Annotated in this window: 27 protein-coding genes; 9 read left to right on the plus strand and 18 right to left on the minus strand. The window is 67.0% G+C overall.

Annotated elements, in window-relative coordinates:
* Window positions 1-6 precede the first annotated feature (6 nt).
* The 3 genes from tilS to AB6730_RS17190 all read right to left on the minus strand — a co-directional run bounded on the left by tilS (window position 7) and on the right by AB6730_RS17190 (window position 3,074).
* Window positions 7-1,296, minus strand: a complete 1,290-nt coding sequence (tilS, locus tag AB6730_RS17180) for a tRNA lysidine(34) synthetase TilS (protein ID WP_371024823.1) — start codon at window positions 1,294-1,296, stop codon at window positions 7-9.
* The gene (locus AB6730_RS17185; RefSeq protein WP_371024824.1) at window positions 1,293-2,036 is read right to left on the minus strand and encodes an NYN domain-containing protein; all 744 of its coding nucleotides are present in this window, start codon (window positions 2,034-2,036) and stop codon (window positions 1,293-1,295) included. Before AB6730_RS17185 ends, tilS begins: the two co-directional genes overlap by 4 nt.
* A 78-nt stretch (window positions 2,037-2,114) precedes the next feature.
* Window positions 2,115-3,074 carry an acetyl-CoA carboxylase carboxyltransferase subunit alpha gene (locus AB6730_RS17190; protein WP_371024825.1) on the minus strand — a complete coding sequence of 320 codons (960 nt, stop codon included), beginning with the start codon at window positions 3,072-3,074 and terminating at the stop codon, window positions 2,115-2,117.
* A gap of 332 nt (window positions 3,075-3,406) precedes the next feature.
* On the opposite strand from AB6730_RS17190, the gene AB6730_RS17195 reads away from it, so the two are divergent.
* A complete protein-coding gene (locus AB6730_RS17195; RefSeq protein WP_371024826.1) occupies window positions 3,407-4,168 on the plus strand; it encodes a hypothetical protein in 762 nt (253 codons plus the stop codon).
* A 39-nt stretch (window positions 4,169-4,207) separates the two neighbouring features.
* A complete protein-coding gene (locus AB6730_RS17200) occupies window positions 4,208-4,813 on the plus strand; it encodes a hypothetical protein (protein ID WP_371024827.1) in 606 nt (201 codons plus the stop codon).
* Between the two features lie 39 nt (window positions 4,814-4,852).
* Here AB6730_RS17200 and dnaE read toward each other — a convergent pair whose 3' ends face one another.
* The 8 genes from dnaE to AB6730_RS17240 all read right to left on the minus strand — a co-directional run bounded on the left by dnaE (window position 4,853) and on the right by AB6730_RS17240 (window position 13,011).
* Complete coding sequence (gene dnaE / locus AB6730_RS17205) at window positions 4,853-8,398, minus strand: DNA polymerase III subunit alpha (protein WP_371024828.1); 3,546 nt, start codon at window positions 8,396-8,398, stop codon at window positions 4,853-4,855.
* A gap of 64 nt (window positions 8,399-8,462) precedes the next feature.
* Complete coding sequence (locus tag AB6730_RS17210) at window positions 8,463-9,047, minus strand: NUDIX hydrolase (RefSeq protein ID WP_371024829.1); 585 nt, start codon at window positions 9,045-9,047, stop codon at window positions 8,463-8,465.
* A 68-nt stretch (window positions 9,048-9,115) separates the two neighbouring features.
* Window positions 9,116-9,940, minus strand: coding sequence for a 5'-3' exonuclease H3TH domain-containing protein (locus AB6730_RS17215; protein WP_371024849.1), 825 nt, complete (start codon window positions 9,938-9,940; stop codon window positions 9,116-9,118).
* Between the two features lie 62 nt (window positions 9,941-10,002).
* Window positions 10,003-10,575, minus strand: a complete 573-nt coding sequence (locus AB6730_RS17220) for a nitroreductase (protein WP_371024830.1) — start codon at window positions 10,573-10,575, stop codon at window positions 10,003-10,005.
* Window positions 10,576-10,872: 297 nt separating this feature from the next.
* The gene (locus tag AB6730_RS17225) at window positions 10,873-11,469 is read right to left on the minus strand and encodes a DUF3106 domain-containing protein (RefSeq protein WP_371024831.1); all 597 of its coding nucleotides are present in this window, start codon (window positions 11,467-11,469) and stop codon (window positions 10,873-10,875) included.
* Between the two features lie 5 nt (window positions 11,470-11,474).
* On the minus strand, window positions 11,475-11,846 hold the full coding sequence (locus tag AB6730_RS17230; RefSeq protein ID WP_371024832.1) for a hypothetical protein: 372 nt from the start codon (window positions 11,844-11,846) through the stop codon (window positions 11,475-11,477).
* Entirely contained in the window at window positions 11,843-12,466 is a 624-nt protein-coding gene (locus tag AB6730_RS17235) for an RNA polymerase sigma factor (RefSeq protein WP_371024833.1), read from the minus strand. The genes AB6730_RS17230 and AB6730_RS17235 overlap by 4 nt, the downstream gene beginning before the upstream one ends.
* A gap of 98 nt (window positions 12,467-12,564) precedes the next feature.
* A complete protein-coding gene (locus AB6730_RS17240) occupies window positions 12,565-13,011 on the minus strand; it encodes a hypothetical protein (RefSeq protein ID WP_371024834.1) in 447 nt (148 codons plus the stop codon).
* Window positions 13,012-13,202: 191 nt separating this feature from the next.
* On the opposite strand from AB6730_RS17240, the gene sufT reads away from it, so the two are divergent.
* The 3 genes from sufT (at window position 13,203) to AB6730_RS17255 (ending at window position 17,302) form a co-directional block, all read left to right on the plus strand.
* On the plus strand, window positions 13,203-13,760 hold the full coding sequence (gene sufT, locus AB6730_RS17245; protein ID WP_371024835.1) for a putative Fe-S cluster assembly protein SufT: 558 nt from the start codon (window positions 13,203-13,205) through the stop codon (window positions 13,758-13,760).
* Between the two features lie 211 nt (window positions 13,761-13,971).
* Entirely contained in the window at window positions 13,972-15,810 is a 1,839-nt protein-coding gene (locus AB6730_RS17250; RefSeq protein WP_371024836.1) for a M4 family metallopeptidase, read from the plus strand.
* A 175-nt stretch (window positions 15,811-15,985) separates the two neighbouring features.
* Complete coding sequence (locus tag AB6730_RS17255) at window positions 15,986-17,302, plus strand: S8 family peptidase (protein ID WP_371024837.1); 1,317 nt, start codon at window positions 15,986-15,988, stop codon at window positions 17,300-17,302.
* A gap of 24 nt (window positions 17,303-17,326) precedes the next feature.
* On the opposite strand, the gene AB6730_RS17260 is transcribed toward AB6730_RS17255, so the two are convergent.
* From AB6730_RS17260 to wrbA, 4 genes are all read right to left on the minus strand, one after another.
* Window positions 17,327-17,812, minus strand: a complete 486-nt coding sequence (locus AB6730_RS17260) for an asparaginase domain-containing protein (protein WP_371024838.1) — start codon at window positions 17,810-17,812, stop codon at window positions 17,327-17,329.
* 66 nt (window positions 17,813-17,878) lie between these two features.
* Complete coding sequence (locus AB6730_RS17265; RefSeq protein WP_371024839.1) at window positions 17,879-19,537, minus strand: acyl-CoA dehydrogenase family protein; 1,659 nt, start codon at window positions 19,535-19,537, stop codon at window positions 17,879-17,881.
* A 92-nt stretch (window positions 19,538-19,629) separates the two neighbouring features.
* Window positions 19,630-19,968, minus strand: a complete 339-nt coding sequence (locus AB6730_RS17270; RefSeq protein ID WP_371024840.1) for a DUF2069 domain-containing protein — start codon at window positions 19,966-19,968, stop codon at window positions 19,630-19,632.
* Window positions 19,965-20,567 (minus strand): NAD(P)H:quinone oxidoreductase, encoded by a 603-nt coding sequence (gene wrbA, locus AB6730_RS17275; RefSeq protein ID WP_371024841.1) that lies wholly within the window; start codon window positions 20,565-20,567, stop codon window positions 19,965-19,967. The genes AB6730_RS17270 and wrbA overlap by 4 nt, the downstream gene beginning before the upstream one ends.
* Window positions 20,568-20,647: 80 nt before the next feature.
* Between wrbA and AB6730_RS17280 the strand changes: the two genes are divergently transcribed.
* Genes AB6730_RS17280 through AB6730_RS17290 form a run of 3 tightly spaced genes read left to right on the plus strand, consistent with a single transcriptional unit; the run spans window position 20,648 to window position 22,654 of the window.
* A complete protein-coding gene (locus tag AB6730_RS17280; RefSeq protein WP_371024842.1) occupies window positions 20,648-21,919 on the plus strand; it encodes a YihY family inner membrane protein in 1,272 nt (423 codons plus the stop codon).
* Window positions 21,916-22,383 carry a TlpA family protein disulfide reductase gene (locus AB6730_RS17285; protein WP_371024843.1) on the plus strand — a complete coding sequence of 156 codons (468 nt, stop codon included), beginning with the start codon at window positions 21,916-21,918 and terminating at the stop codon, window positions 22,381-22,383. Before AB6730_RS17280 ends, AB6730_RS17285 begins: the two co-directional genes overlap by 4 nt.
* A gap of 1 nt (window position 22,384) precedes the next feature.
* Entirely contained in the window at window positions 22,385-22,654 is a 270-nt protein-coding gene (locus tag AB6730_RS17290) for an acylphosphatase (protein ID WP_371024844.1), read from the plus strand.
* A gap of 244 nt (window positions 22,655-22,898) precedes the next feature.
* Here the strand turns inward: AB6730_RS17290 and AB6730_RS17295 are convergent, their stop codons facing one another.
* Together AB6730_RS17295 and AB6730_RS17300 are read right to left on the minus strand one after the other, a co-directional pair.
* A complete protein-coding gene (locus tag AB6730_RS17295; RefSeq protein ID WP_371024845.1) occupies window positions 22,899-23,354 on the minus strand; it encodes a copper chaperone PCu(A)C in 456 nt (151 codons plus the stop codon).
* Entirely contained in the window at window positions 23,351-23,968 is a 618-nt protein-coding gene (locus AB6730_RS17300) for an SCO family protein (protein WP_371024846.1), read from the minus strand. The genes AB6730_RS17295 and AB6730_RS17300 overlap by 4 nt, the downstream gene beginning before the upstream one ends.
* An 80-nt stretch (window positions 23,969-24,048) precedes the next feature.
* Between AB6730_RS17300 and AB6730_RS17305 the strand changes: the two genes are divergently transcribed.
* Window positions 24,049-24,471 (plus strand): DUF423 domain-containing protein, encoded by a 423-nt coding sequence (locus tag AB6730_RS17305; protein ID WP_371024847.1) that lies wholly within the window; start codon window positions 24,049-24,051, stop codon window positions 24,469-24,471.
* Here the strand turns inward: AB6730_RS17305 and AB6730_RS17310 are convergent.
* The gene (locus tag AB6730_RS17310) at window positions 24,428-24,613 is read right to left on the minus strand and encodes an Arc family DNA binding domain-containing protein (RefSeq protein WP_371024848.1); all 186 of its coding nucleotides are present in this window, start codon (window positions 24,611-24,613) and stop codon (window positions 24,428-24,430) included. The genes AB6730_RS17305 and AB6730_RS17310 overlap by 44 nt on opposite strands.
* Window positions 24,614-24,722: the final 109 nt, after the last annotated feature.

The following is a 24,722-nucleotide window of genomic DNA, read 5'->3' on the forward strand; positions in this document are numbered from 1 at the left end:
TTTCGATCAATCGCCGCGGTGCCACACCGGTCGTCCGCCGACCTCGTCGAACAGGCTTTTTCCTTCATCGCTTAGCCACTTGTCGGCGACCGCGACGAGGCGGCCATCGGTCTCCACCAGTGGAATTCGGGGACGTTCCCAAGGGGGTATGGCCGCTTGCTGGAAGAGGTCCCGCAGCTCGCGAGTGTGCTTGTCGCCGTGGGGGCGCAGGGTTTCGCCTCCGCGCCGGTAACGCACCGTCACGGCGCGGGCCAGCCTGCCATGGGACAAGGAGAGCATGCCCCCGCCGGGAAGCGCGAGCGGCTCGCCGTGCCATGGGGACGACCAGCCGCTGTCGAAGTCGCCGCGCCGAGGCATGGCCCAGAGGCGGCCCTTCCAGACGCGCACTTCGGTGCCACCCCAGGCGACCAGCGGCAGGCGCTCGGCGGCCGCCTCGCGGACCTGGCGTTCCAGCGCCTCGCGCTGCGCCGTGGTCGGTGCGGACAGTCCCGCCTCGTGGAGCCAGTGTTCCAGCAATGGGGCTCGCCATGCCGGCGGCAGGGCGAGCCAGCCGCTGGCGTCCAGCGTGTCGTGCTCGTCGCCCAGGCGAAGCAGGGCGTCCATCCAGGCCTCGCGGAGGGTGTCCGCCGCCTCCTGGCACAAGCGGGCACCGTGCGCGATGCTGGTGGCCGCCTGGGGCCAGCGCGCGGTCAGCGCGGGAACGATCGTGGCGCGCAGATAGGCGCGCGCGATACGTGGATCGTCGTTGGACGGGTCGTGGATGACACCCAGCCGATATTCCGCGACGTGGTCGAGCAGGGCGGCACGCGGCAGGTCGAGCAAGGGACGCCACAACATGCCCGCGCCCAGAGCGCGTCGTTCGCGCATGCCGGCGAGGCCTTCCGGACCGGCGCCGCGCAGCAGCTTCAACAGGACGGTTTCCACCTGGTCGTCGCGATGATGGGCCAGCGCCAGCCGCTCGCCCGGCCGGAGCGATGCCGCGAAGGCGGCATACCGCGCACGACGTGCCGCCGCTTCGACACCTTCGCCCCGCGTCAGGTCGACCGCCACGCGAACCACGTCGCAGGGCACTTCCAGCGATTCGCAGAACCGCCGGCAATGCAGCGCCCACGCACCGCTCTCCGCATGCAGTCCATGGTCGATGTGGAGGGCGCGCAGCGCCGGGCGGGGCATCCGGGCGGCGAGCGCATGCAGCAGCGCGGTGGAATCGGGGCCGCCGCTGTAGGCGACGACGAGTGGTTGATTTCCCGCTTCGCGCAGCGAGCGATCGAGATGATCGGCCAGCGATGCGCTCATTTCGCCTTGCCGCGCATGCGCACGTAGAGATGCTTCGCGTTACCGAACTGGCGTTCCTCGACGTCGAACAGGCCGATGCCGTTGATGAGCCCGCTCAGTTTCGAATAGCCGTAGTTGCGTGAATCGAAATCGGGCGAGCGCTTGCTGAGGATGCTGCCGATGCCACCGAGCGCGGCCCAGCCGTTTTCGTCCGAGGCGGCTTCCACCGCGTTGCGCAGCAGGTTCATCAACTTGGTGTCGCCGCGAAGTTCGTGCGCGCTCCTGGGAGCGGACACGACCTCGTTCTCGTTCTGCTCGGTGCCCACCAGCACTTCCGTGTAGATGAACTTGTCGCACGCGGAAACGAAGGCCTTCGGTGTCTTCTGCTCGCCGAAGCCGTAGACGATGAGGCCGGCCTCGCGGATGCGCGACGCGAGGCGCGTGAAATCGCTGTCGCTGGAGACGATGCAGAAACCGTCGAAGCGTTCCGCATAGAGCAGGTCCATCGCGTCGATGATCATCGCCGAGTCGGTGGCGTTCTTGCCCGTGGTATACGCGAACTGCTGGATCGGCTGGATCGAATGATCGAGCAGGGCGGTTTTCCAGCCGTTGAGGTTGGGTCCCGTCCAGTCGCCGTAGATGCGCTTGACGTGCGCCGTGCCGTATTTCGCTACCTCGGCGAGCAGCCCGTCGACGATGGCCGGCCTCGCGTTGTCGGCGTCGATCAACACGGCGAGCTTCTGGGTGACGTCATTGGCCATGGCGGGCTCCGGTGTCGGCGGTCAGCCGATGGTACGCGCTAGCCGTGCCACTCGCTCCCTTCGGCTCCCCGCCCTGTTTCAGCCCTCGCTGAAAGCACCGTAGGCACGCAGGCGCTTGTAACGCCTTTCCAGCAGTTCGTCGGTGGACAGGGTTTCCAGCGCGTCGAGTTCGTTGAGCAGGACGGCCTTCAGGCGGATCGCCATCGATTGGGGATTGCGGTGCGCGCCACCTAGCGGTTCACGGACGATCTTGTCGATCAGGCCGTTCTCGAGCAGGCGCGGCGCCGTGAGGCCCATGACCTCGGCGGCGTCCTTGGCCTTGTCGGCGCTCTTCCACAGGATGGAAGCGCAGCCTTCCGGCGTGATGACCGAGTAGGTGGAGTACTGCAGCATCAGCGTGCGATCGCCCACGCCGATGGCCAGCGCGCCACCGGAACCGCCTTCACCCGTGACCGTGCAGATGACCGGAACGCGAAGGTCGGCCATTTCGAGCAGGTTGCGCGCGATGGCCTCCGACTGGCCGCGTTCCTCGGCATTGATGCCTGGCCATGCGCCCGCCGTATCGATGAAGGTGAACACGGGGATGTGAAAGCGTTCCGCGAGCTTGAACAGGCGCAGCGCCTTCCGGTAGCCCTCGGGACGCGGCATGCCGAAGTTGCGTTTCACCTTGGACTTGGTGTCGCGTCCTTTCTGGTGGCCGACGATCATGATCGAGCGGCCATTGATCCGGCCCAGGCCACCGACGATGGCCTGGTCGTCGGCGAACATGCGGTCGCCCTTGAGCTCGTGGAATTCCTCGCACATCGCCTGGATGTAATCCAGCGTGTAGGGACGCGCCGGATGACGCGACACCTGGCTCACCTGCCAGGGCGTCAGGTTGCGGAAGATCTCGGCCGTCTTGACCTTGAGCTTCTCGCTGAGCCGGCCGACTTCCTCGTCGATGTTGAACGCCTGGCCGCTGCTGGCGTGGCGAAGTTCTTCGATCTTCGCTTCCAGTTCGGCAATGGGTTGTTCGAAATCGAGGAAATTGGGGTTCATGGGCAACGGTGGTTCGGAAAGACCCGACAGTATACCGGGTGCCGCGGGAGGCCGGTGTGCGCCGGGGTACGGTGCGAGACCCATCCGCTAAGTACTTGACTGGACAACCGGGACGGGGCCTTTCCGGTCGGGATGTGCGCGGTCCGGGCGGGAATGAAAGGTTATCCGGAACTGATTGTCGGCGCGGCCCTTGCGCGCTGTGAGGCACGCCCCCGTACCAGTCTGGATTTGATGCAATGCCCACGCCTGCCGGGACGAGCCCGACGGGCGAACATGACATCGGCCGGCGTCCCAGGAAGGGCGCCGTCCCCACCTCAAGGAGATCCACGATCATGAAGAAGAAACTGTTGCTTTGCTCGGCCCTGCTCACGCTCACGTGCCAGGCAGGTGCCGCCGCGCAAGCGCAGGTAACCATGGCGCCGGGCCATGTCCCTGCGGGAATGTCCTTGGCCAGGGGCGGCGTGGTACCCATCTCCGGAGCGCTCATCAACGGGTCGATCCTGGGCCTCATCAAGCAGCCCCGCCGCGACGCCGCTCCCAGCGGGATGCCGGTGTGCGAGGACGCGGGGAAACAGACCTTGTGCCGTGTGGGCCTTGGTAACGGCGATTTCGAACACCCCCATGATCCCAAGGCGATCGCGGGATGGGTGTTGAAAGCCGGCGAGTACTCGCCCCATCCCTATCTGGGCTCCACGCCGGATTCGCGCGTGCTCGCCATGCCGGGGAGGGACGCTCTGGCGGCTTCGGGGGCATTGCTCCCGCAGGCATCGACGAGCGCGGCGTCGGCGGTACACACCTATACGGTCCGGCTTCGCGCGCGTGGTTCCGGCCCGATGCCGGCCAATGTCGAGACCACCCTGATGCTGGGCGGCTCGAAGGAGGGAGACGCGATCCACTATCTCGCCTCGGCCGATGAAACCGTGGGTTGGGACTGGAAGGATATCGAGTTCAAGGTCGAGACCGCCGTCGAACCGTCCGAGGCGTTGATGCTGATCGGTATCGAGCGCAAGGACAACAACACGCCGACCATGCTCTGGGTCGACGATGTCCGCATCATCCGTACCCCCGCCGGCGTGACGCCCGACGCGGATTGATCCAGGTGTGTTCCCGGAAACCTCCCACAAGGAAAGTGCATGATCTCGTTGAAGTCGCTTTATCGTCCTGCGCTCGTCATCGCCCTGTGCGCGATCGCGGGCACCGCCGCCGCGGACAACGATGGCCCCGATCCCTCCGGCTTGCCACCCTGCCAGCAGTCCAGTCAGGCCGACGCGTGCCGCCTGCCTGTAAGGAATGGCCAGTTCGACAGCCTGGATGGCTGGACGCGTACCTCGGGGCTCCCGTCCATCGGGTACGACCCGGCCGGAAATCCCCATGCTTCGCTCTACACCGGTGCCGGCATCCATCAGGCGGTCTACGCGCATTTCGGCACGTTGTCCCAGGATGCCGCCTATGTCCTGCGCTTTCGTGTCCGTTCCCACAACGGCGATAGCCGGGTCAGGGCGACGTTGTCGATGAGCGACGATGCCGCGACCCATACCCTCCCGCTCGGTTCGGCGACGACGATGGCCCGTAACGGGGAGTGGAGCATCATGGAGTTGGCGGTCAATGGCACCGCGTTCGCGGCGCCGGCGCATGTCCTGCTGGAAATCGCCAACGAAGGCGGCAACCACGACACCGTGCAGGTGGATGACGTCTACCTCGTGCAGTCCGTGGGTACCGAGGTACTTCGACGCCGTTGATGTCGATCGTGGCCCGGGCGGATTCGCCCGGGCCACGTTTCAATCGGCCGGACGTATCAGGCGCAATTCGGTGCCGAGTACGCCGGGCAACGTGCGCAGCGTGCGCATGAGATCGGGCAGGGCGCGCACGCGCCACGCGTCGCCCAATTCGAAGCTGGCCTGGCCCACGGCGTTTCGATAACCGGCGAGCAGCAATGGCGTGCGTCCGCCGCGATAACCCATGAGCGCCTGGCGCAGGTGCTGGGGGAAGTCCGGTCCGACGCCGTTGAGTTTCAGCGTGAGCAGGCGGCCGAAGTGCTCCATCGCATCGGCGAGCGAATACGCCTTGCGGGCACGCAACTGGTAGCCGCCTGCGAAATCGTCGATGCGCAGGCCACCTTCCACCACGATCAGATTGCCTCGCGTAAGCAGGGGCGCCGCCTCGGTGAATACTTCACGGAAGAAGCTGGTTTCCAGCAGGCCGGTCGCATCCTCGATCTGCACGAAAGCATCGCTGTCGCCGCGCTTGCGCATGCCCACGACCATGCCGGCGACCGTCCACGGCGTTTCCGGTCCGCGCCGGAAGCGGCTGGCATTGTCGTCATCGTCGTTGCGTCGTGGCTTGGGCGGCTGGTAACGCTGCGGGATCTCTCCGATCGGACAACTGGAAAGTTGCGCGAGCTCCGCCTTCCACGGGTCGGTGGGATGTCCCGAAAGGTAATGACCGAGCGTGTCGTGCTCGCCCTGCAGCAATTGTTCGAGCGGCCACTCGGGTACGGCGCCCGACAGTTCGATGAGGCTGGGCGCCTCGGCGGCGCCGAAGGCATTGCCGAAGATGTCGACCTGGCCGGACGCGCGGTTCTTCGCCTCCTGGTCGGCGGCGCGCATCGCTTCGGGAATGTGCATCAGCAGCGTGGCGCGGTTTTCGCCAAGGGCATCGAGCGCGCCGGATTGCACGAGGGCTTCCATCGTGCGCTTGTTGAGCTTGTTCGAGCCGACGCGCTGGCAGAAATCGACAAGGCCGCGGAACGGCCCCTTCGCCTTGCGCTCGGCGACGATCTCCTCGCAGATGCCCTGGCCCACGCCCTTGATCGCACCGAGCCCGTAACGGACCACGCGCGGTTCCACCGCTTCGAACATCCAGTCGGATGCGTTCACGTCCGGCGGCAGCACCGTGATGCCGATCGCGCGGGTTTCCTCGAGGAAGGTGACGGCCTTCTCGGTGTTGTCCATGTCCGACGAGATCGTCGCGGCCATGAACTCGGCGGGATAGTGCGCCTTCAGCCAGGCGGTCTGGTAGGAGACCAGCGCATAGGCGGCCGCGTGCGATTTGTTGAAGCCGTAGCCGGCGAACTTCTCCATGAGGTCGAAGATCGCGTCGGCTTTCTCGCCGTCGATCCCGTCCTTGGCGGCACCTTCGCGGAACGTCGCGCGGTGCTTGACCATTTCCTCGGCTTTCTTCTTGCCCATCGCGCGGCGCAGCAGATCGGCGCCGCCGAGCGTGTAACCGCCGACGATCTGCGCCATCTGCATCACCTGCTCCTGGTAGACCATGATGCCGTAGGTCTCTTTCAGGATGGGCTCGACGCGCGGATCCGGATATTCCACCGGTTCGCGTCCGTGCTTGCGGGCGCAGAAGCTGGGAATCAGGTCCATCGGGCCCGGGCGATACAGCGCCACCAGCGCGATGATGTCCTCGAAGCGGTCGGCCTGCGCGTCCTTGAGCATGCCCTGCATGCCGCGCGATTCGAGCTGGAAGACGGCGACGGTCTGCGCCTTCTTCAGCAGGTCGTAGACCTTGGGATCGTCCAGCGGGAGCGCTTCGATCACCAGCGGCTCGACGCCTTCGCGTTCCCGCCGTTTGTTGATCGCCTTCACCGCCCAGTCGATGATCGTGAGCGTGCGCAGGCCGAGGAAGTCGAACTTGACCAGGCCGACCGCTTCGACGTCGTCCTTGTCGTATTGCGTGACGACGCCTTCGCCACCCGGTTCGCAGTAAAGCGGGGCGAAGTCGGTCAGCGGGGTCGGCGCGATGACCACGCCACCCGCATGCTTGCCGGCGTTGCGGGTGAGGCCTTCGAGGCTCAGCGCGAGATCGATGAGCTGGCGCGGTTCCTCTTCCTGCTCGTAGACGTCGCAGAATTCCTTGACGATGCGATCGGGTTCTTTCTTCGATTTTTCCGTGCGGCCGAGCGCATCGCCGAGGGTGAGGTCGAGCGGCCGGTTGGGGATCAGCTTGGCGAGCCTGTCGACCTGGCCATAACCCATGCCGAGCACGCGGCCGGAATCGCGCAGCACGGCCTTCGCGGCCATCGAGCCGTAGGTGATGATCTGGCTGACATGGTCGCGCCCGTACTTGCGCGACACGTAGTCGATCACCTCGTCGCGTCGATCCATGCAGAAGTCGATGTCGAAGTCGGGCATCGACACGCGTTCGGGGTTGAGGAATCGCTCGAAGAGCAACTCGAACTGGAGCGGGTCCAGGTCGGTGATCTTCAGCACCCAGGCCACCAGCGAACCGGCGCCCGAACCGCGGCCCGGGCCCACGGGGATGCCGTTCTGCTTACCCCAGTTGATGAAGTCCGCCACGATCAGGAAGTAGCCGGGAAAGCCCATCCGGATGATGACGTCGACTTCACGATCCAGTCGGGCCTGGTAATCCTCCAGGGTTTTCCCCGGCGCCAGCGGGTGGTTGCGCAGGCGCTCCTCGAGACCTAGTTGCGCCTGCTCGCGGATGTACGAGTCGAGGGTGTGACCTTCGGGCACCGGGAAGTTCGGCAGGTAATACGTACCGAAGCTCAGTTCCAGGTTGCAGCGCTTCACCAGTTCGATGGTGTTCTCGAGCGCTTCGGGAATGTCGGCGAACAACGCCTCCATGTCCTCGGACGACTTGAAATATTGCTCTTCGCTGTAATCGCGCGGACGCTTCGGATCGGCGAGGACGCGGCCCTGGTTGATACAGGTACGTGCTTCGTGCGCCTCGAAACCGTCGCGATCGAGGAAGCGCACGTCGTTGCTGGCGATGACCGGCAGTTCGTACTCGCCGGCCAACGCCATGGCGGCACGCACCCAGTGTTCCTCGTTCTCGCGGCCGGTGCGGGTGAGTTCCAGATAGAGGCGATCGGGGAACAGCCGGCGCAGCGACTCCAGGCGCGGTCCGGCGGCGGTCAGGCCCGCGCCGAGCGCGACCCGCGCCACTTCGCTTTCACGTCCCGCGATCGCGATCAGTCCGCGCACGCTCTCCGGATGCATCCAGGCGGCGTCGACCAGCGCGCGGCCGGTACCCTGGCCTTCGCGCCAGGCGCGGGAGACCAGCCGGGACAGGTTGAGGTAACCGTCGCGGTCCTGGCAGAGCAGGGTGAGGCGCCAGGGGCGCGGATCATCGGGGCTGGACACCCAGATGTCGCAGCCGGCGATCGGCTTGATGCCGGCCGCGGTGCACTGCTTGTAGAACTTCACCAGGCCGAACAGGTTGTTCTCGTCGGTCAGTGCGACCGCCGGCATCCCCGCACGCACGCACGCGGCGACCAGCTGCTTGATGCGGATGGTCGAATCGACCAGCGAATACTCGCTGTGCAGGTGGAGATGGGCGAAACGGACGGACATGGGCGACGCCGGACAAGGCAGAGGGAAGGCTACCCGTGGGAGCCCGGCAGGACAAGAATTGACATCAACGCATGTGGGCCTCGGGGTGATCGATGAACCAGAGCCCGGCGAACAGCTTGGCGTCGATGGAGAACCCTTCCTTGGCACGGTCGAAGAGCCATTTGCCGGCCTCGGCGCGCGGAACCTCATGGACGATGATGTTCTCGGTCTCGTCACCGCCACCCGGGCCGACACGCTCCAGGTCCCATGCACGGACGAAGGCGATCATCTCGGTGCTCATGCCGGCCGACGAGGGCCCTTCGTGGACGAACTCGAGGTGGCCACAGCGGTAGCCGGTTTCTTCCTCCAGTTCACGCCGGGCCGCGATCAGGACGTCTTCGTCCTCCGCGCCGACGATGTCACCGACCAGGCCGGCTGGCATCTCGATGGTGTTCGCGAGGATGGAGACGCGGTATTGCTCCACGAAGACGACCTTGTCGTCCGGTGTCACCGCCAGGATGATCACCGCGCCCCCGGCGTTGTTGCGCACGGCGTATTCCCAGCGCCCGCGCTTCTTCATGGTCAGCCATTTGCCCTGGTACAGCGTTTCCTCGGGCGCGGCGGCGTCTTCGGGTACGGGCGAGGCGTGGGGCAGGGGACCGGTCGGCATGGGTGGGCTCCTTGAGGGGACGGCGAAGTATCCGCACAAGAGTATCGTGCCCGTGTGACGTCGGGGGATCAGATCAGCGCGCGCAGCCTCGTGCGCGTCAACGGGCCGAAGCGGATGCGCTCGCAGAGGTCGTCGATGGCCGATGCATCGCCGGCGCGCCGGCTGAGCGCGTCGGCCGTGTCGGCCACCGCGATATCCAGCGCGATGCGTGTCAGGCGGCGGCATAGCAGCGCCTGGTCGGCATGCTCGCGCAGGCGGACGGCGCAGGCCGCGGCGCCACGGATGCGCAGGTAGGGCACTTCGTCGATGCGTTCCAGGACGGCGTCGAGGCTGCCGAAGTGACCGAGCAGCGCGGCGGCGGTCTTGGCACCGATCCCCGGAACGCCGGGAATGTTGTCCACGGCATCGCCGCACAAGGCGAGGTAATCGGCGACCTGGTGCGGATGCACGCCCATGCGTTCGAAGACGCCGGCGGCGCCCCAGCGAACGTTCTTCGCGAAATCCCATTGCTCGTCGAACTCACCGAGCAACTGGCCGAAATCCTTGTCCGCCGAAACGATCACGCCGCGGAACCCGTGCGAGCGCAGCCCCCAGAGGGCGCTGCCGATGAGGTCGTCGGCCTCGTACTGGTGGTCGTTGAGCACGGTGAGGCCGAGCGCCGCGGCGATCTCGCGGCAGAGCGCGAACTGGCGCACGAGCTGCGGTGGCGGCAGATCGCGGTTCGCCTTGTAGGCCGGATAGATCGCATTGCGGAAGGAGGTGGTGAGCGACGCGTCGAAGGCCACGGCGATGTGTTCCGCGCGGGTGCGCTCGAGCAATTCGCAAAGGAACCGGGTGAAGCCTTGCACCGCGTTGACCGGCTCGCCTTCGTGGTCGTGGAATTCGTCCGGCATCGAATGCCAGGCGCGAAAGACGTAGAGGCTGCCGTCGACCAGGTGGACGAGTGAATCGCCGCTCACGGTTCCCACGTGCTCACGATGTCGTCGTAGGCGGGGCGGTCGCGCTCGGGCGCCTCCATGACGGGGGTGCCGACGTGGATGAAACCGATGACGTGCTCGTTCTTCTTCATGCCCAGCAGCTTCGCCACGTCGCGGTCGTAGGCGGCCCAGCCGGTCAGCCACTGCGCGCCGTAGCCCAGCGACTGCGCGCCGAGAAGGATGTTGTAGGCGACACAGCCGGCGGCGAGGTTCTGTTCGAGCTCGGGAACCTTGCTGTCTTCGTCGATCCGGGCCGAGACGACCAGCACCAGCGGCGCGTGCTCGTAACGGCGCTGCTCCTTCTCGCGCTTCGCGTCGGACAGGTCGGGGTTTGCCTCGACCGCGCGCCTGGCCAGTGTTCGGCCGAAGGCCAGCTTGGCCTCGCCACGGAGGATGCGGATGCGGAAGGGCTCCAGCTTGCCGTGGTCGGGCACGCGGATGGCGGCCTCGAGCAGGCGGCGCAGCGTGGCGTCATCGGGGGCGGGTTCGCCGAGCTGGCGCGAAGGCACCGAACGGCGGGCGTCGAGGAAAGCCAGGGCGGTCAAGGTCATCCCCCTAGTTTACCCGGCAGCCGCCCCGGTGGGAGTAGACCTTGTGGCAGCCGACCTTGTCGGCGATCCCGCGGCAGCGGGCCAGGTTGAGGCAAGCACCCATCGCCGCTGAAGCGGCTTCCCACCACAGCATCGATCCCGCCACAGCATCGAGTAGACCAGTTTAGGAAGAGACCTGGTGGGAGAGACCTGTGGGAGCCGACTTGTCGGCGATCCCGCGGCAGCGGGCCAGGTCGAGGCAAGCACCCATCGCCGCTGAGGCGGCTCCCACGACAGCACCGGGCTACCGGTGCCTTTTCAGTCGCCAGGGGGTGGGCGCGGGCCGTCCGGAGGCCGGGGGCCATCCGGGGGCGGCCTGTGCCCATCGGGCGGTGGCGGGGGCGGCGGCAAGGCGTCGTTCGGTCCCAGGTGGTCGATCGCTTCGCGCTGTTGCTCGGGCGACTGTTGCCGCCACTTGTCCATCAACTGGCGGCGCTGTTCCGGCGAGAGGTTGCGGAAGCGCTCGAAGGCGTCGTGCAATTTCGCGCGCTGCTCGGGCGTGAGGTCCTGGAACTTCTGCCGGTTCTTGCGCGCTTCGGCACGCTCCTCGGGCGTCATGTGTTGCCACCGCTCGATGCGCTCGCGGATTTCCGCGCGGCGTTCCGGCGGCAGGCCGCGCCAGCGCTGCGCCTTGTCGAGCATCCTCGACTGGCGTTGGGGAGGGAAGCTGTCCCATTCGCCGGCCAGCGGCGCGAGGATGTCTTTCTCGTCGGGCGACAGCGCGCTCCACGGACGCGGCGGTGGCAGCGGTTCCCCCTCGCCCGGCGGCGGGGGCGGTGGACGATCCTGCGCCGATACGGCAAGGGGGGCCATCAGTGCGAGAAACATGGCGAGGACGAGCGGAACGCGGCGCATGGGAATCACTTGCGGGACGAGGACGGGGTGTCGTTGTAGGCCAGCCAGCTATAGAACTGGAGGTCCTTGTACAACGCCGGATCGGCGACATCGGCATCCGGCGGCAGGTCGTTGGGGTCGGCATCGGCCGCCTGCCGGACGGCGGGCGGCGCCGAGGGCGTCACGCCGGGCTGCCAGACCATCAACGTGGCCAGGGCGAGCACCGCGAACGCGCCCGCCGGCAACATCAGGCGCCGTACCGGCGACTCGGCAGGCTGGGCCAGCGCGGTGCGACGGGCGGCGCGCAGGCGGCCGGCCACGGCCGGATCCACGTCACGGCTGGCGCGCAGGTACAGGTCCCTGGCGCGGCGTTCGAGTTCCCGATCGTGCTGGCTCATCGCCATGCCTCCAGTTGGTCGCGCAGCGAATGCATCGCGCGCGAAAGGTGAGTCTTCACACTGCCGTCGGAGCAGCCCATGGCTGCCGCCGTCTCGGCCACGTCCAGGCCTTCCATGATGCGAAGCGTGAAGGCTTCGCGCTGGCGCCGGGGCAGGTTGCGCACGGCGGCCACGATATCCGTGAAGGCCTGTGAGTCCTGCAACCGCGCCGAGGGGTCCGGGCTGTCGTCGGCCGGTTCCCAGCTCGGCAGGTCGTCGCCGTCGTCGTCCTTTCCGCCACCCAGCCAACCCACCACGATCGAGCGCACCTTGCGACGGCGTTGCAGGTCGACGATGCGCCTGCGCAGGATGCCCCAGAACAACGGGGTCCATTCCTCAGCGGGCTTCTCGCCGTAATGGCGGACCAGCCTCAACATGGCGTCCTGCACGGCGTCCAGCGCGTCCTCGCGGTTGCCCAGATGGATCTCGGCCATGCGCCAGGCACGGCGCTCGATGGATGCGAGGAAGGCATCCATGCTCGCGGGCACTTCGCGCAGGTCGTCGAGCGATGCGCTGTCGATCGCGATAGAGGCGTTCACGGCCTTCCCCGCGTCGTCGGTCTTCGCATCCTCGTGCTCCATACGGCCTGGTCTACTCCGGTTAACGCGGTCGGCGACCGCCGGTTGACTGCTTGTTTCGCGCAATATCTTCCGGGGCAAGGGATTTACGGCTTATGAAGTCAATGGGCGTGACGGCCGCGAGCGCGCAGGGGCCAGGCGACCAGGGCCGCCAGTACGGCGCCCGCCAGGGCGAGGACGATGTCACCCGGCCCCTGGGCCAGGCGGGCCAACTCGATCAGCATGGCCGGCCCGGCATCGCTCATGGCCTGGGCCAGGCCCACGCCCATCATTCCCGAAATGGACGCGGCAGCCACCAGGCAGGCCGTGTAGGCGGCGGCGATCAAGGTGGCCACGGCGGCCAGCAGCGCACCCGTGGCGCCACGGAAACGCAACCAGCGACGCACCACCACGCCCAATATCCAGCCGGCGGGCAGCACCAGGGCGGGCAGGGCGCGGCCGAACATCATCGACGGCACCATCCAGACGGCGCCCACGGCGAAGCCGAACATGACGGCGCAGAGGAGGCCGAAAAGGAAGCCGGAAAGGTGAATACGCTCAGCCGGCATGGGTATCGGTCAGGTCGCGCATGGGATCCTGGATCGGGCAAAGCGGCCATGATAGCGGGCGGGAAGGCGCGGCGCTCTTGAGGGCGTAGGCCGCAGCCCCGACGTTAGAGCCGGTAGACGCTTAACGCCGGTCCACGGCGGGCGCATAATCGACGACTTTGCGGCCGCGGCGCGGCCTTCACAGGACAGCAATGAGCGGTTTCAGCCTCAGCAGCGAGCCCTTCACCCTCGAGCGTGACTGCCAGGCGGTCATGGTCCCGCAGGGCGAGACGGTGACGCTTCCGGCCGGGCAGATCGGCTACATCACCCAGGCGCTGGGTGGCAGTTTCACCGTGTACGTGGAAGGCAACCTGTTCCGGATCGCGGGAAACGACGCCGACGCGCTGGGCAAGGAACCGCCCAAGGCCATCGAGCTGGACGACGACGCTTCCGACGAGGACGTCGAGAAACTGGTCTGGCAGCAACTCCGCACCTGCTTCGATCCTGAGATCCCCATCAACGTGGTCGAGCTGGGGCTCGTCTACGACGTGACACTCGAGACCACGGACGAGGGGGCCCGCCGCGCCTACGTGAAGATGACCCTGACCGCGCCCGGTTGCGGCATGGGCGATATCCTCGTGGACGACGTGCGCACCAAGCTCGAACTCATCCCGACGGTGGTCGAGGCGGATGTCGACCTCGTCTTCGATCCGCCCTGGAACCATTCGATGATGTCGGACGCGGCGAAGCTCGAAACCGGCATGCTCTGACGCCACCTGCGTCGCATTTTCCTTCGGCCTAGGGAAATCCCTAGGTAGTCGACCGCGAGATCTTGCGCTAGGTTGACCGTGACTTGCGGCGGGGAGGCCGTCGAGTCGGAACAAAACGGGCATCGCGCCGCGGCGCGAATTCATATCGTTCGGAATGTGGTCCCCACGGCCGCAATGGCTTCGTGCGGCCCATTCCCGGAGGAGGAACGTAATGGCAAGTCATTTTCGCTTGAAACTCCTGGTCGCTTCGCTGGCTATCGCGGCTACTTCGGTGGCCACGGCCGGCACCGAGCAGGCGCTCCGTGCGCAGAACCTCGGAGCCGTCCCCGCCAACCAGTTGGCGGCAAAGCTCGGCCTTTCCGCGGACAATGCGTTCGTGGCCAGGAATGCGCTGCCGACGGTGAAGGGAACCCAGACGGTACGCATGCAACAGACGTTCAAGGGCGTGCCGGTCTATGGACGCAGCATCGCCGTGGAGCAGGACGCCCAGGGCAACGCGCTGGTCGCCAACGGTATCGTCACCTCGGACCTGCAGGTCGATCTCACCTCGGTGACGCCGAAGATCGACCAGGCCAGTGCGATCGCGTCGCTGATGAAGCAGGCGCGCACGCTGACCGCGGCGACGGTCAAGCCTGAAAACGCCAAGGCCGATCTGTACGTATATCCGGTGGACGGCGCCCCGGCACGCCTCGTGTACCTGACCTCGTTCTTCTCCGGTGGCGATCGTCCCACCCGCCCGACGGCGATCATCGATGCCAACACCGGGCAGGTGATCGAGCAGTGGGAAGGCCTCACCAACGCCGAAGTGGACGCGACCGGCCCGGGTGGCAACCAGAAGGTCGGCCAGTACACCTGGGGTGCGAACGGCTTGCCCGCGTTGCGCGTGACGCAATCCGGAACCACCTGTACGGCGCAGAACGCGTACGTGAAGTCGTACAACATGAAGAAGGCGACCTCCGGCAGCGGCACGCTGTGGAGCTTCACCTGCTTCAACTCCAGCGGAGACGCGGTGAATGGCGCCTATGGCCCGATCAACGACGCGCATCACTTCGGCGGCGTGGTCCATGACATGTACACCGCTTACACCGGCGCGGCACCGTTGAACCAGGTGCTGATCATGAAGGTGCACTACGGCAGCAACTACGAGAACGCGTTCTGGGACGGCAGCTCGATGACGTTCGGTGACGGCGCCAGCACGTTCTATCCGCTGGTCGCGCTCGACGTCACCTCGCACGAGATCAGCCACGGGTACACGGAACAGCACTCGAACCTCGCCTATAGCGGCCAGTCCGGCGGCATGAACGAGGCCTATTCGGACATCGCGGGTGAAGCGGCCGAGTACTACGACCGCGGCAGCAACGACTTCCTGGTCGGCTCGGACATCGTCAAGACCAGCGCCGGCATCGGCGACGCGTTGCGCTACATGTGCAACCCGACCCAGGACGGCGGCTCGATCGACAACGCGGCCGATTACTACAACGGCCTGGACGTGCATTACTCCTCGGGTGTGTACAACAAGGCGTTCTGCGTGCTGGCCAAGAAAACGGGTTGGGACACGGTCAAGGCGTTCAAGGCCTTCGCCCGTGCCAACGCCCTCTACTGGACGGCCAGCTCCACGTTCAACAGCGGTGCGTGCGGCGTGGCGAGCGCGGCGACCGACCTGGGCTACTCGGCGACCGACGTCGCCGCGGCGTTCACGGCGGTGGGCGTGACCTGCTCGACCGGTGGTGGTGGCGGTACGCAGTTGCAGAACGGCGTGGCCAAGACCGGCCTGGCGGGAAGCTCGGGTACCGAACTCAGCTATACGGTCGTCGTCGCGGCCGGTGCGTCGAACCTGTCCATCGTCACCAGCGGTGGCACGGGCGATGCGGATCTCTACGTGAAGTTCGGCTCCGCGCCGACGACCTCGAGCTACAACTGCCGTCCGTACCTCAACGGCAACAACGAGACCTGCACGTTCGCGGCACCGCAGGCCGGCACCTACTACGTCAAGGTCCGTGGCTATACCACGTTCTCCGGCGTCTCCCTAAAGGCGACCTGGACGCCGTAAGCGACGGCATCGACGTGCGTTCGACGAGGCCCGGGCGTTAGCGCCCGGGCCTCTTTCGTTTGCACTGGTTTTTCCTACGTGTCCCGGTGGGCAGGGTCGGGTAGGCGCTCCACCGTCGCGGCCTTACGTTCGTTCGATCCCCGCAGCCTCGCTGCGCCATCGAAGGAACATCCCCATGCGATTGGCCCACCTCGTCGTTTTCGTCCCGCTCGTTTTCTCTCCGTCCGCCTCTGCGGACGAGGCCCGTTACATCGTTCATTTCGTCGACGCGGATTCGGCGCGCGCCGCGCGCACGTCCCGTTCGATGGCCGGCACCGCGCGGCTCGACGCGCCACGGCATGTGCGTTCACTGGCGGCGGGCGGCGAACTCTTCCAGGTGCACGGCGGCGACGTGTCCCGTCTCGCCGGTCTGCCGGGCGTCGCCGCCGTCGAGGAAGACCTCGTCGTCACCGCCACGGCCATCGTCGACCCGCTATGGAAACGGCAGTGGTACATGCACGATCCCAAGGTGGGCGTGGACGCCGAAGTGGCGTGGCGCCATACGCGTGGGGCGGGGGCGGTGGTCGCCGTGCTCGACACCGGCATTACCCCGCATCCCGAATTCGATGGCCAGTTGCTGCCCGGCTACGATTTCGTGAGCGATGCCGCCGCCGCGCGCGACGGTGACGGCCGCGATGCGAATCCCGCCGACGAAGGTGACTGGAGGGATGCCGGCGACTGTGGCTCGGCGCGCGTCGTCCCCTCGTCGTGGCACGGATCGCACGTGGCCGGCCTCGTCGTGGCGCGTTCCGGCAACCGGCCGGGCATCGTGGGGCTCGCGCCCGAAGCGAAGCTGCTACCCGTGCGCGTGCTCGGTCATTGCGGCGGGCGGATTTCGGACGTCGCCGATGCGGTTGTCTGGGCCAGCGGCGGTACGGTGCCGGGCGTGCCGCCAGTGGAACGTCGTGCCGATGCGATCAACCTGAGTCTCGGTGGTCCTGGCGCCTGCGGCGTCGCGATCGCACGGGCCATCGAACAGGCGCGCGGACGCGGCACGGTGGTGGTCGCCGCCGCCGGCAACGATCAGGCGAAGGCCTCGACCAACGTACCCGCGAACTGCCCGGGCGTGGTCACGGTCGCGGGCCTGGCGCGTGATGGCTCGATGGCGTGGTATTCCAATCACGGTGAGCGCGTCACGCTCTCCGCGCCCGGCGGCAGTTTGGGCGAACGCGGTGCGGACGACATCGTGTCCACGGTCGACGCGGGTAAACGCGGTCGCGAGCGTTCCATCTTCGCGTATCTCGCAGGTACCTCGATGGCGGCACCGCAGGTGGCGGCGCTCGTCGCGCTGATGCGCTCGGCCGACCCCGTCATCGGTGTCGACGACGTGACACGGCAGTTGGTCGATAATGCGCGGCCCCTTCCGGGACCTTGCCCGAAGGGTTGCGGCGCGGGCCTGATGGATGCCGGCGCGACCGTCGATGCGGTGGTCGAGGATCGCGCGCGGCGTTGAGGCGGCGTGGAGCCCGCCCCTCGCTCAGATGGCCTCGAAACGATTCGCGTCGCGGTTCTTGCGGACCGTGGCCGGATCCCACACGCGGCCGTTCATGGCGATGTAGACGCCATCGGCCAGTGTCTGCACCGCACCCACGGCGCAACCGATGTTGAACACCGCGTCGGAACCCTGGAAGCGCGCGGGGTTGAGCGCGCCGGTGAGCACGATGACCTTGCCGGGAATGCCGGCCAGTACGTGGGCCGTCTCGACCATCGTGTCGGTGCCGTGCGTCACCAGCACATGACGATGCGGCTGTGCCTCGATCGTGCTGCGGATCAGCGCACGATCCTCATCGGTCACGTGCAGGCTGTCCTTGCGCAGGATGGGGATCACGTCGAACCGGAAGGCGACGCCCAACTGATGAAGGATGTCGCCGATCTGTGGCGAGCCGATCTGGTAGTCCGACTTGTCGTCGAAATACACCTTGTCGATGGTGCCGCCGGTGGTGACGATGGTGAGCTGCTGCATGATTGACCTGGGAAGCGGGGTGAAGCGGAGCCGGCATTCTACATCGCATGTCCCGGATGAGCCGCCTCAGCGATGAAGGCCTGCCTCTGGCGCGTCCGAGGCCAGGGCCATGTCCTGCTCGTTTTCCGGTAGCGCCAGCCGGTCCAGGCCGTGGGCGATGAACCGCCGGGCCGCGGCCGCAGGCCGCGGATCGCCCGAGGTGGCCGCCCAGGCCGCCGATCGCAGGAGGAGCGCGGCGGCCATCGTACGCGCGAGGGTAAAGGCGATCCCGCGTGCCGACGCCTCGAGGGCGGCGCGATCCGCCGCGATCTCGCCCAGCAAGGCTTCCGTCGCGTCGATCGTGCCCGCGATGATCGCGCGCTCCGGTGCCCCTTCCGGCACCAGCGCACGGATCGCCTGCCTGAGCGGCCCGAGGCCGCTTGGCAACGCGCGCAGCATGTCCAGCGAAAGCACGTTCGTGGTGCCTTCCCAGATCGCATATACCTGCGCGTCCCTCAGCAGTTGCGGAAGGCCGGTGTCCTCGATGTAGCCGGCGCCGCCGAAGCATTCCAGGGCCTCGGACACCACGCGGATCGAGACCTTCGCCGTCCACAGTTTCGCCAGGGGCGTCAGCAGGCGCAGCAGGGCGGCATCCTGGATCTCGCCTTCGCCGTGTTCCGTGCGACCCAGCAGTTCCGCGACGTGGAAGGTGAGGGAGAAGGCGGCTTCGTATTCCGCCTGCATGTCCGCGAGCGTTCGCGCATGCAGGGGATGGTCGATGAGGCGGTGCCCGAAGGCACTGCGCCGCAGGGCGTAGTCGCGAGCGAGGGCGATCGCCCTCGCCATGCTCGCCACCGCGCACACGGCGTTCCAGGTGCGCGTGACGTTGAGCATCGGGGCGATCTGGCGAACGCCATGGTCCAGTGGGCCGACGGGTGTCGCGGGCAGGCCGTCGAGATGAATCTCGGCGGTGGGCAGTTCGTGGGTGCCGAGTTTTTTCTTGAGCCGGTCGATGGTGATGCCACGCCACGCGCCGTGTTCGTCCTTCGTCTCGACGTAGAAGAGCGCCAACGCCGCCGTGCCCGTGCCGGCGCCTTCCGGACGTGCCAACGCGAGCGCCGCCTCGCCCACGACGGCCGAACTGAACCACTTGCGGCCATACAGTCGCCACTGGCCGTTCGCATCCTGCCGGGCCGTGGTTTCGGTACGCCCGACATCGGAACCGCCGGGCGTTTCCGTCATCCATTGGCCCGACAGCCAGAACGTGGCCGGATCGCGGCTGAGGAAATGCGGCAGCGCGCGTTCGATCAGGCCTGCGTTACCCGAGGCGCGCAACGCCGTCGCCGCGCCATCCGTCATCGCCAGCGGGCAGCAATAGAATTCGCTGGCAACGTGATAGAGGTAGACGCGTGCGAATTCCTCGACGCGCGCCCAGCGTGACGGTTCGTGCCCGGCGGCGAGCACCGCGTGCTTCGTCGTCAGGCCGGGTCCTTCTTCCCAGGCCGTAGTCAGGGCGATGCGGTCGACGCGGGAGCCCCACGCGTCCCACTGCGTAAGGACGGGCTCGCCGCGCGGCGTGCGTCCACGACGGTCCCAGGCCATGACGGCGTAGTCGGCCAGCGCTTCCAGGTCGGGACGCATCGCCACCAGGCGGTCGGCGGGCAGCGTATGGCCCAGCCACGCGTTGAGCACGCGGTCGTCGCGGAAGGGATGCGCCAGTCGCGGCGCTTCCTGCACAAAACCCATCGTGGCGTCCTCGTCGTCGTCGGATTCGAGGCCTAGCCTGCACCGGCCTCGTCCGTCCGTCGATACGCTGCGCAACATGCGCCGCGCCGGGATCAGCGCCGGCGGCGGACGCCCACGCCGAGCGTGCCGATAAGCAGCAGGGTGAGCACGATCTCCGCGACCGCCAGCCAGCGGTCCGCCGTGGAACTCCATGCCTCGGAAACACCGTGGCAGAAATAGAACAGGGCGAGGATGCCGACCCACAGAAGGGCGCGGGTGACGTTCGGCAGCGAGAGCAGCGGCAGCAGCAAGGGCGGCACGGTGAGCGCGAACGCCACCCATGTCGGGATCGATACCGGCGGATACAGGGTGTACCAGAGCAGCTGCAAGGCCAGCAGGGCCGCCCACGCCGCAAGCCCGACCTTCTGCGTGGTACTCGAGGCCTGGCTCACGCGGGGGTGCCCAGACGCCGGGCGACGTCGGCGAGGCGCTTGCCCAGCGCCCGCGCCAGTTCACGTTCGTGTTCGCTGATGCCGTTGTCGCCGCGGCTGCCGGCGACGTGACTCGCGCCATACGGCGTGCCTCCGGTCGTCGTGCTGCTCAACGCCGGTTCGGTATAGGGGATGCCGACGATGAGCATGCCGTGATGGAGCAGCGGCAGGGCCATCGACAGCAGGGTGGCTTCCTGGCCGCCGTGCATCGTACTGGTCGAGGTGAACACGGCCGCTGGCTTGCCGGAAAGCGCACCCGAGGCCCATTCCGCGCCGGTGGTATCGATGAAATGCTTCAGCGGGGCGGCCATGTTGCCGAAGCGGGTGGGGCTTCCCATCGCCAGGGCCACGCATTCGACCAGGTCGGCGCGCGTCACGTAGGGGGCGCCTTCCTCGGGTTCCGGCGGCATCGCCGTTTCGGTGACCGGCGCCACGGGGGGTACCTGGCGAAGACGCGCCCGCATGCCCGGTACTTCCTCGATCCCGCGGGCGATGAAACGGGCGAGCTGGGCCGTGTGGCCGCTACGGCTGTAGTAGAGTACGAGGACGTCGTGGGACATGGATGGCCGCCTTTGCGAAGGCGCTAGTCTCGCAGAACTGCCACGCGTTCCCAATCGTTTGGGACTGGATGAGGATGGACATGCCACTGCGCATCGATCGCGACCGCGCGTTGAGTTTCTCGCGCTTCACCTGGCTGCGCTTCGTCGACGACAAGTGCTTCGAGACCGCCGGCGCGCTCTCGTACACCACCCTGGTGTCGCTGGTGCCGCTCACGGTGGCGATCTTCGCCATCCTCTCGGCCTTTCCCGTGTTCGCGGAATGGCGCGGCTCGCTGGCGAACTACGCGTTCCAGAATTTCGTGCCGGCCACCGGCATGAAGATACAGGAGTACATGCTGGCCTTCGCCGACAAGGCCAGCCAGCTCACCGGCATCTCGATCCTGGTGATGCTGTTCAGCGCCGTGTCGATGATGATCAGCATCGAAGACCGCCTCAACCGGATATGGCGCGTGCGCAAGCCGCGTGGCTGGGCTTCACGCCTGCTGCTGTACTGGGCGGCGCTGACCCTGGGCCCGATCCTGGTCGTCGGCGGGCTGGCCTTGTCCTCGTACATCACCGCGCTCCCGATGCTGCATGCGGCGGCCGACCAGATCGCGACGCAGAGCAGCCTGCTCAACCTGCTGCCCTTCGTGATCACCTTCGTCACGCTCGTGCTCATGTACACGATGGTGCCCAACCGTCGCGTTTCATGGCGGCACGCGGCCATCGGCGCGCTGCTGGGCGCGATCCTGTTCGAGTTCGCACGCTGGGGGTTCACCGAGTTCATTCGCAACTCGCCCAACTACGAGGAGATCTACGGCGCGCTCGCGGCGATCCCGATCTTCCTGCTGTGGATCTACCTGTCATGGATCATCGTGATCCTCGGTGCTTCCATCGCGGCGTCCATTTCCGCCTTCGAATACACCGTGCCCCACGAGGCGCTGCCGGAAGGTGCCGAATTCATCGGGTTGCTGGTCGTATTGCAGCATTTCGTCGATGCGCAGCGTTCGGGCGAAAGCGTGGACCCCGCCACGGTGCGCCTGCGCGAGCCGTACCTGCCGTCGAGCGCGATCGCAGCTTATTTCGACGACCTGCAACGCGCCGACATGATCCAGCGTGGGGAAGCCGGCGGCTGGTTGCTCAGTCGCAGCCTCGACGCGACCGAATTGCTGCGCGTGTATCGCTGCACGCAGTACCGTCTTCCCCTGCGGCCGCGTGAACAGGTGGAGCGGCTGGGCATCGAATTGCCGCCGGAGCTGCTCAGCCTGTTGGATAATCTGGCCCTGGCACTCGACGCCACGCTTGGCGCGCGCCTCGACCAGTTGTTTCCACCCACGCCTATCCCCGCCCCCACCGAGGACACCCCCGCATGATCCCCCGCCTGCTTGCCATCGCGGCCCTCGCCTTCGTCACGCCGACGATCGCCGCCACGGCGGCCAAACCCGAACTCAAGGTCACCACGCTCGACGGCAAGCCGTTCGACCTTGCCGCGCAGCGCGGCAAGTGGGTCGTGGTCAATTACTGGGCAACTTGGTGCGTCCCCTGCATCAAGGAAATGCCGGACATCTCCAACTTCGTGAAGAGCCGCAAGGACGTCTCCGCGATCGGTCTCGCGTTCGAGGATACCGAGGCCAGCGATATCACCGCCTTCCTGCGCAAGCATCCCGTCGTGTATCCCATCGCGCAGGTCGACGTCACCGCGCCGCCGAAGGATTTCGATTCGCCCAAGGGCTTGCCCACCACCTACCTGATCGCGCCGGACGGCCACGTCGCCCAGCGTTTCGTGGGGCCGGTCACGGCGGAAAAACTCAACGAGGCCATCGCCAAGGGGTCGTGACATGAAAGCCGCGCGGTTCGTCGTCGGGGGAAAGGTGCAAGGCGTGTTTTTTCGCGCGTCGGCGCGCGAGCAGGCGATGTCGCTGGAACTCACCGGCCATGCGCGCAATCTCGTCGACGGCAGCGTGGAGGTGGTCGTATACGGCGACGCCTCCGCGATCGATCGCCTCGAAACCTGGCTGCGCGACGGCCCCGACGCCGCCGAGGTCGACCAGCTCTATCGCGAGGAGATCGGCGCGCATGATGCGCCGGCGGAGTTCCTGGTCAAGTGATGCCGGGCCAAGCCTTTGGCTCGTGCGGGAGCGGTTTATGTGGGTGCCGCTTATGTGTGTGCTGCTTATGTGGGTCCTGCTTATGTGGGAGCCGCTTCAGCGGCGATCCCGCGGCAGCGGGCCAGTTCGAGGCAAGCACCCATCGCCGCTGAAGCGGCTCCCACAAGGGTCTCGTTCCCCGCAAGGGCCGCTCCTGCAAGAGCTCACTTCCTCAGCAGTGAATTAGCCCAAGAAAACGGCTTTATCAGTCCGTCGGGCCGCTGGCATTCGCGGGTCGCGCGATCAAGGTCGCGGGAATCGTCCCGCCGTCCGACAGCTTGAACGCGACCGTCACCTTCTCGCCGGGTTTCACCGGGTGCTTCGCCTGCATCAGCATCACGTGGTATCCGCCGGGAGCGAAGGTGAGCTTGCCTTTCGGGGGCAGCGCCACGCTGTCCATCATCTCCATGCGTCCCATGCCGCCTTCCGTGCTGCTGCGGTGGATCATCGCCTCGGCGTAGTCCGGACTTTCCGCGCCGACGATCGTCAGTGCGCGGTCCGTGGTGTTGTCGAAGGTGACATAGCCGCCGGCGGGCAGGCTGCCCGGCAGGACGCGCAACCAACCCCCGGTCACCTGCACGCCGGTAGTGTCCGCGGCGTGCGAGATGCCGGCGGTTCCGGCAAGCAGGAACAAGGCGGCAGCGAGCGAGCGGTACCTCATGGACGGGTCTCCAGCGACGTGAGCAGGTGAAGGTCGTGAACGATGTCGTCCTGCGAGGCGGACGGCGTGGCCAGCAAGCGTGCCTTGCCTTCGGCGTCGAACAGGTAGATGGCGGAACTGTGGCTGACCTCGTAGTTGCCGTCGGCGCGGTCGGGCTCGCGGGTGAAGGCCGAGCGGTAACGCTTTGCCAGCGCCTCCACGTCACCATCGGAACCGACCAGCCCCACGGCGCGCTTGTCGAAGGCGTTCACGTAGTCGTGCATGACCGCCGGCGTGTCCCGCTTGGGGTCGACGCTGACGAACAGGATGCGCACCTTGTCCGCCGGCGCGCCGAGGCGGTCGAGCACCACGTGCAACTGGGTGAGTGTCAATGGACAGACATCGGGGCAGTGCGTATAGCCGAAATACATGAGCACCACCTTGCCCTTGTAGTCGGCGCCGGTGACGCGCTTGCCGTTGTCGTCGGTGAGCTTGAAATCCAGGTCAGGCAGATGGCCCGATACATCGGTGAGCCGCCATTCGGGCTGCGGTTCCCGCTGGCATGCGCTCAGCGCGGCCATGGCGAGCAAGGCGATCAGGGCCAGGACGAACCGGCGGCAGGTGGACGACTTCATGCGACACTCCGCGAGATATCCCGCGCAGGATACGCCACCCGCGCCGGGGAACAGGCACGTCCACCGAGGAACCCCCGCTCATGCGACAACATGTCAGTACCGCCGCCGCACTGCTCGCCGGCCTGGCGGGCGCATCCGCCGTGGCCCTGGGCGCCTTCGGTGCGCATGCGCTGCGCGGCGTGCTGGACGCATCGGCGCTGGCCACCTGGCACACCGGCGTGGAGTACCACTTCTGGCACGCGCTGGCCTTGCTCGTGGCGGCGGCATGCCTGCCGGAAGGCAGGGCGCGTACCGCCGCGGTTGGCTTGTTCGCCGTCGGCATCGTGCTGTTCTCCGGAAGCCTCTACGCCCTCGCGCTCGGCGCGCCACGCGTGATCGGCGCGATCACGCCCGTGGGCGGCGTCGCCTTCATCGCCGGCTGGGTCGCCATGAGCGTTTCGCTTCGCCAACGCGACCGCGTCAATCCTCGGGATCGTCCACCGGCTGGACCTTCGTCGGTTTGAGGCGCCCCGCGCGCCGCAACGCGTCGCGCAATACGTACTCGATCTGCGCGTTGAGCGAACGCAACTCGTCCTCGGACCACGCCTGCATGGCCTCGAGGACAGCTGCGCTCACGCGCAGCGGGTAGGCCTTTTTTTCGCTCATCGGGTGGGTGGCCTCGAGGCAGGGGAGCCGTCGGGCGTCACCCTGGTCGCTAAGTCCTCGTCCGGCCTACGCCTCCCTGCGGAATCGCTCCCAGGGTGACGCCCGACGG

Origin of the sequence: Luteibacter sp. RCC_6_2 (genome assembly GCF_041360655.1) — a bacterium.
Lineage (GTDB): Bacteria > Pseudomonadota > Gammaproteobacteria > Xanthomonadales > Rhodanobacteraceae > Luteibacter.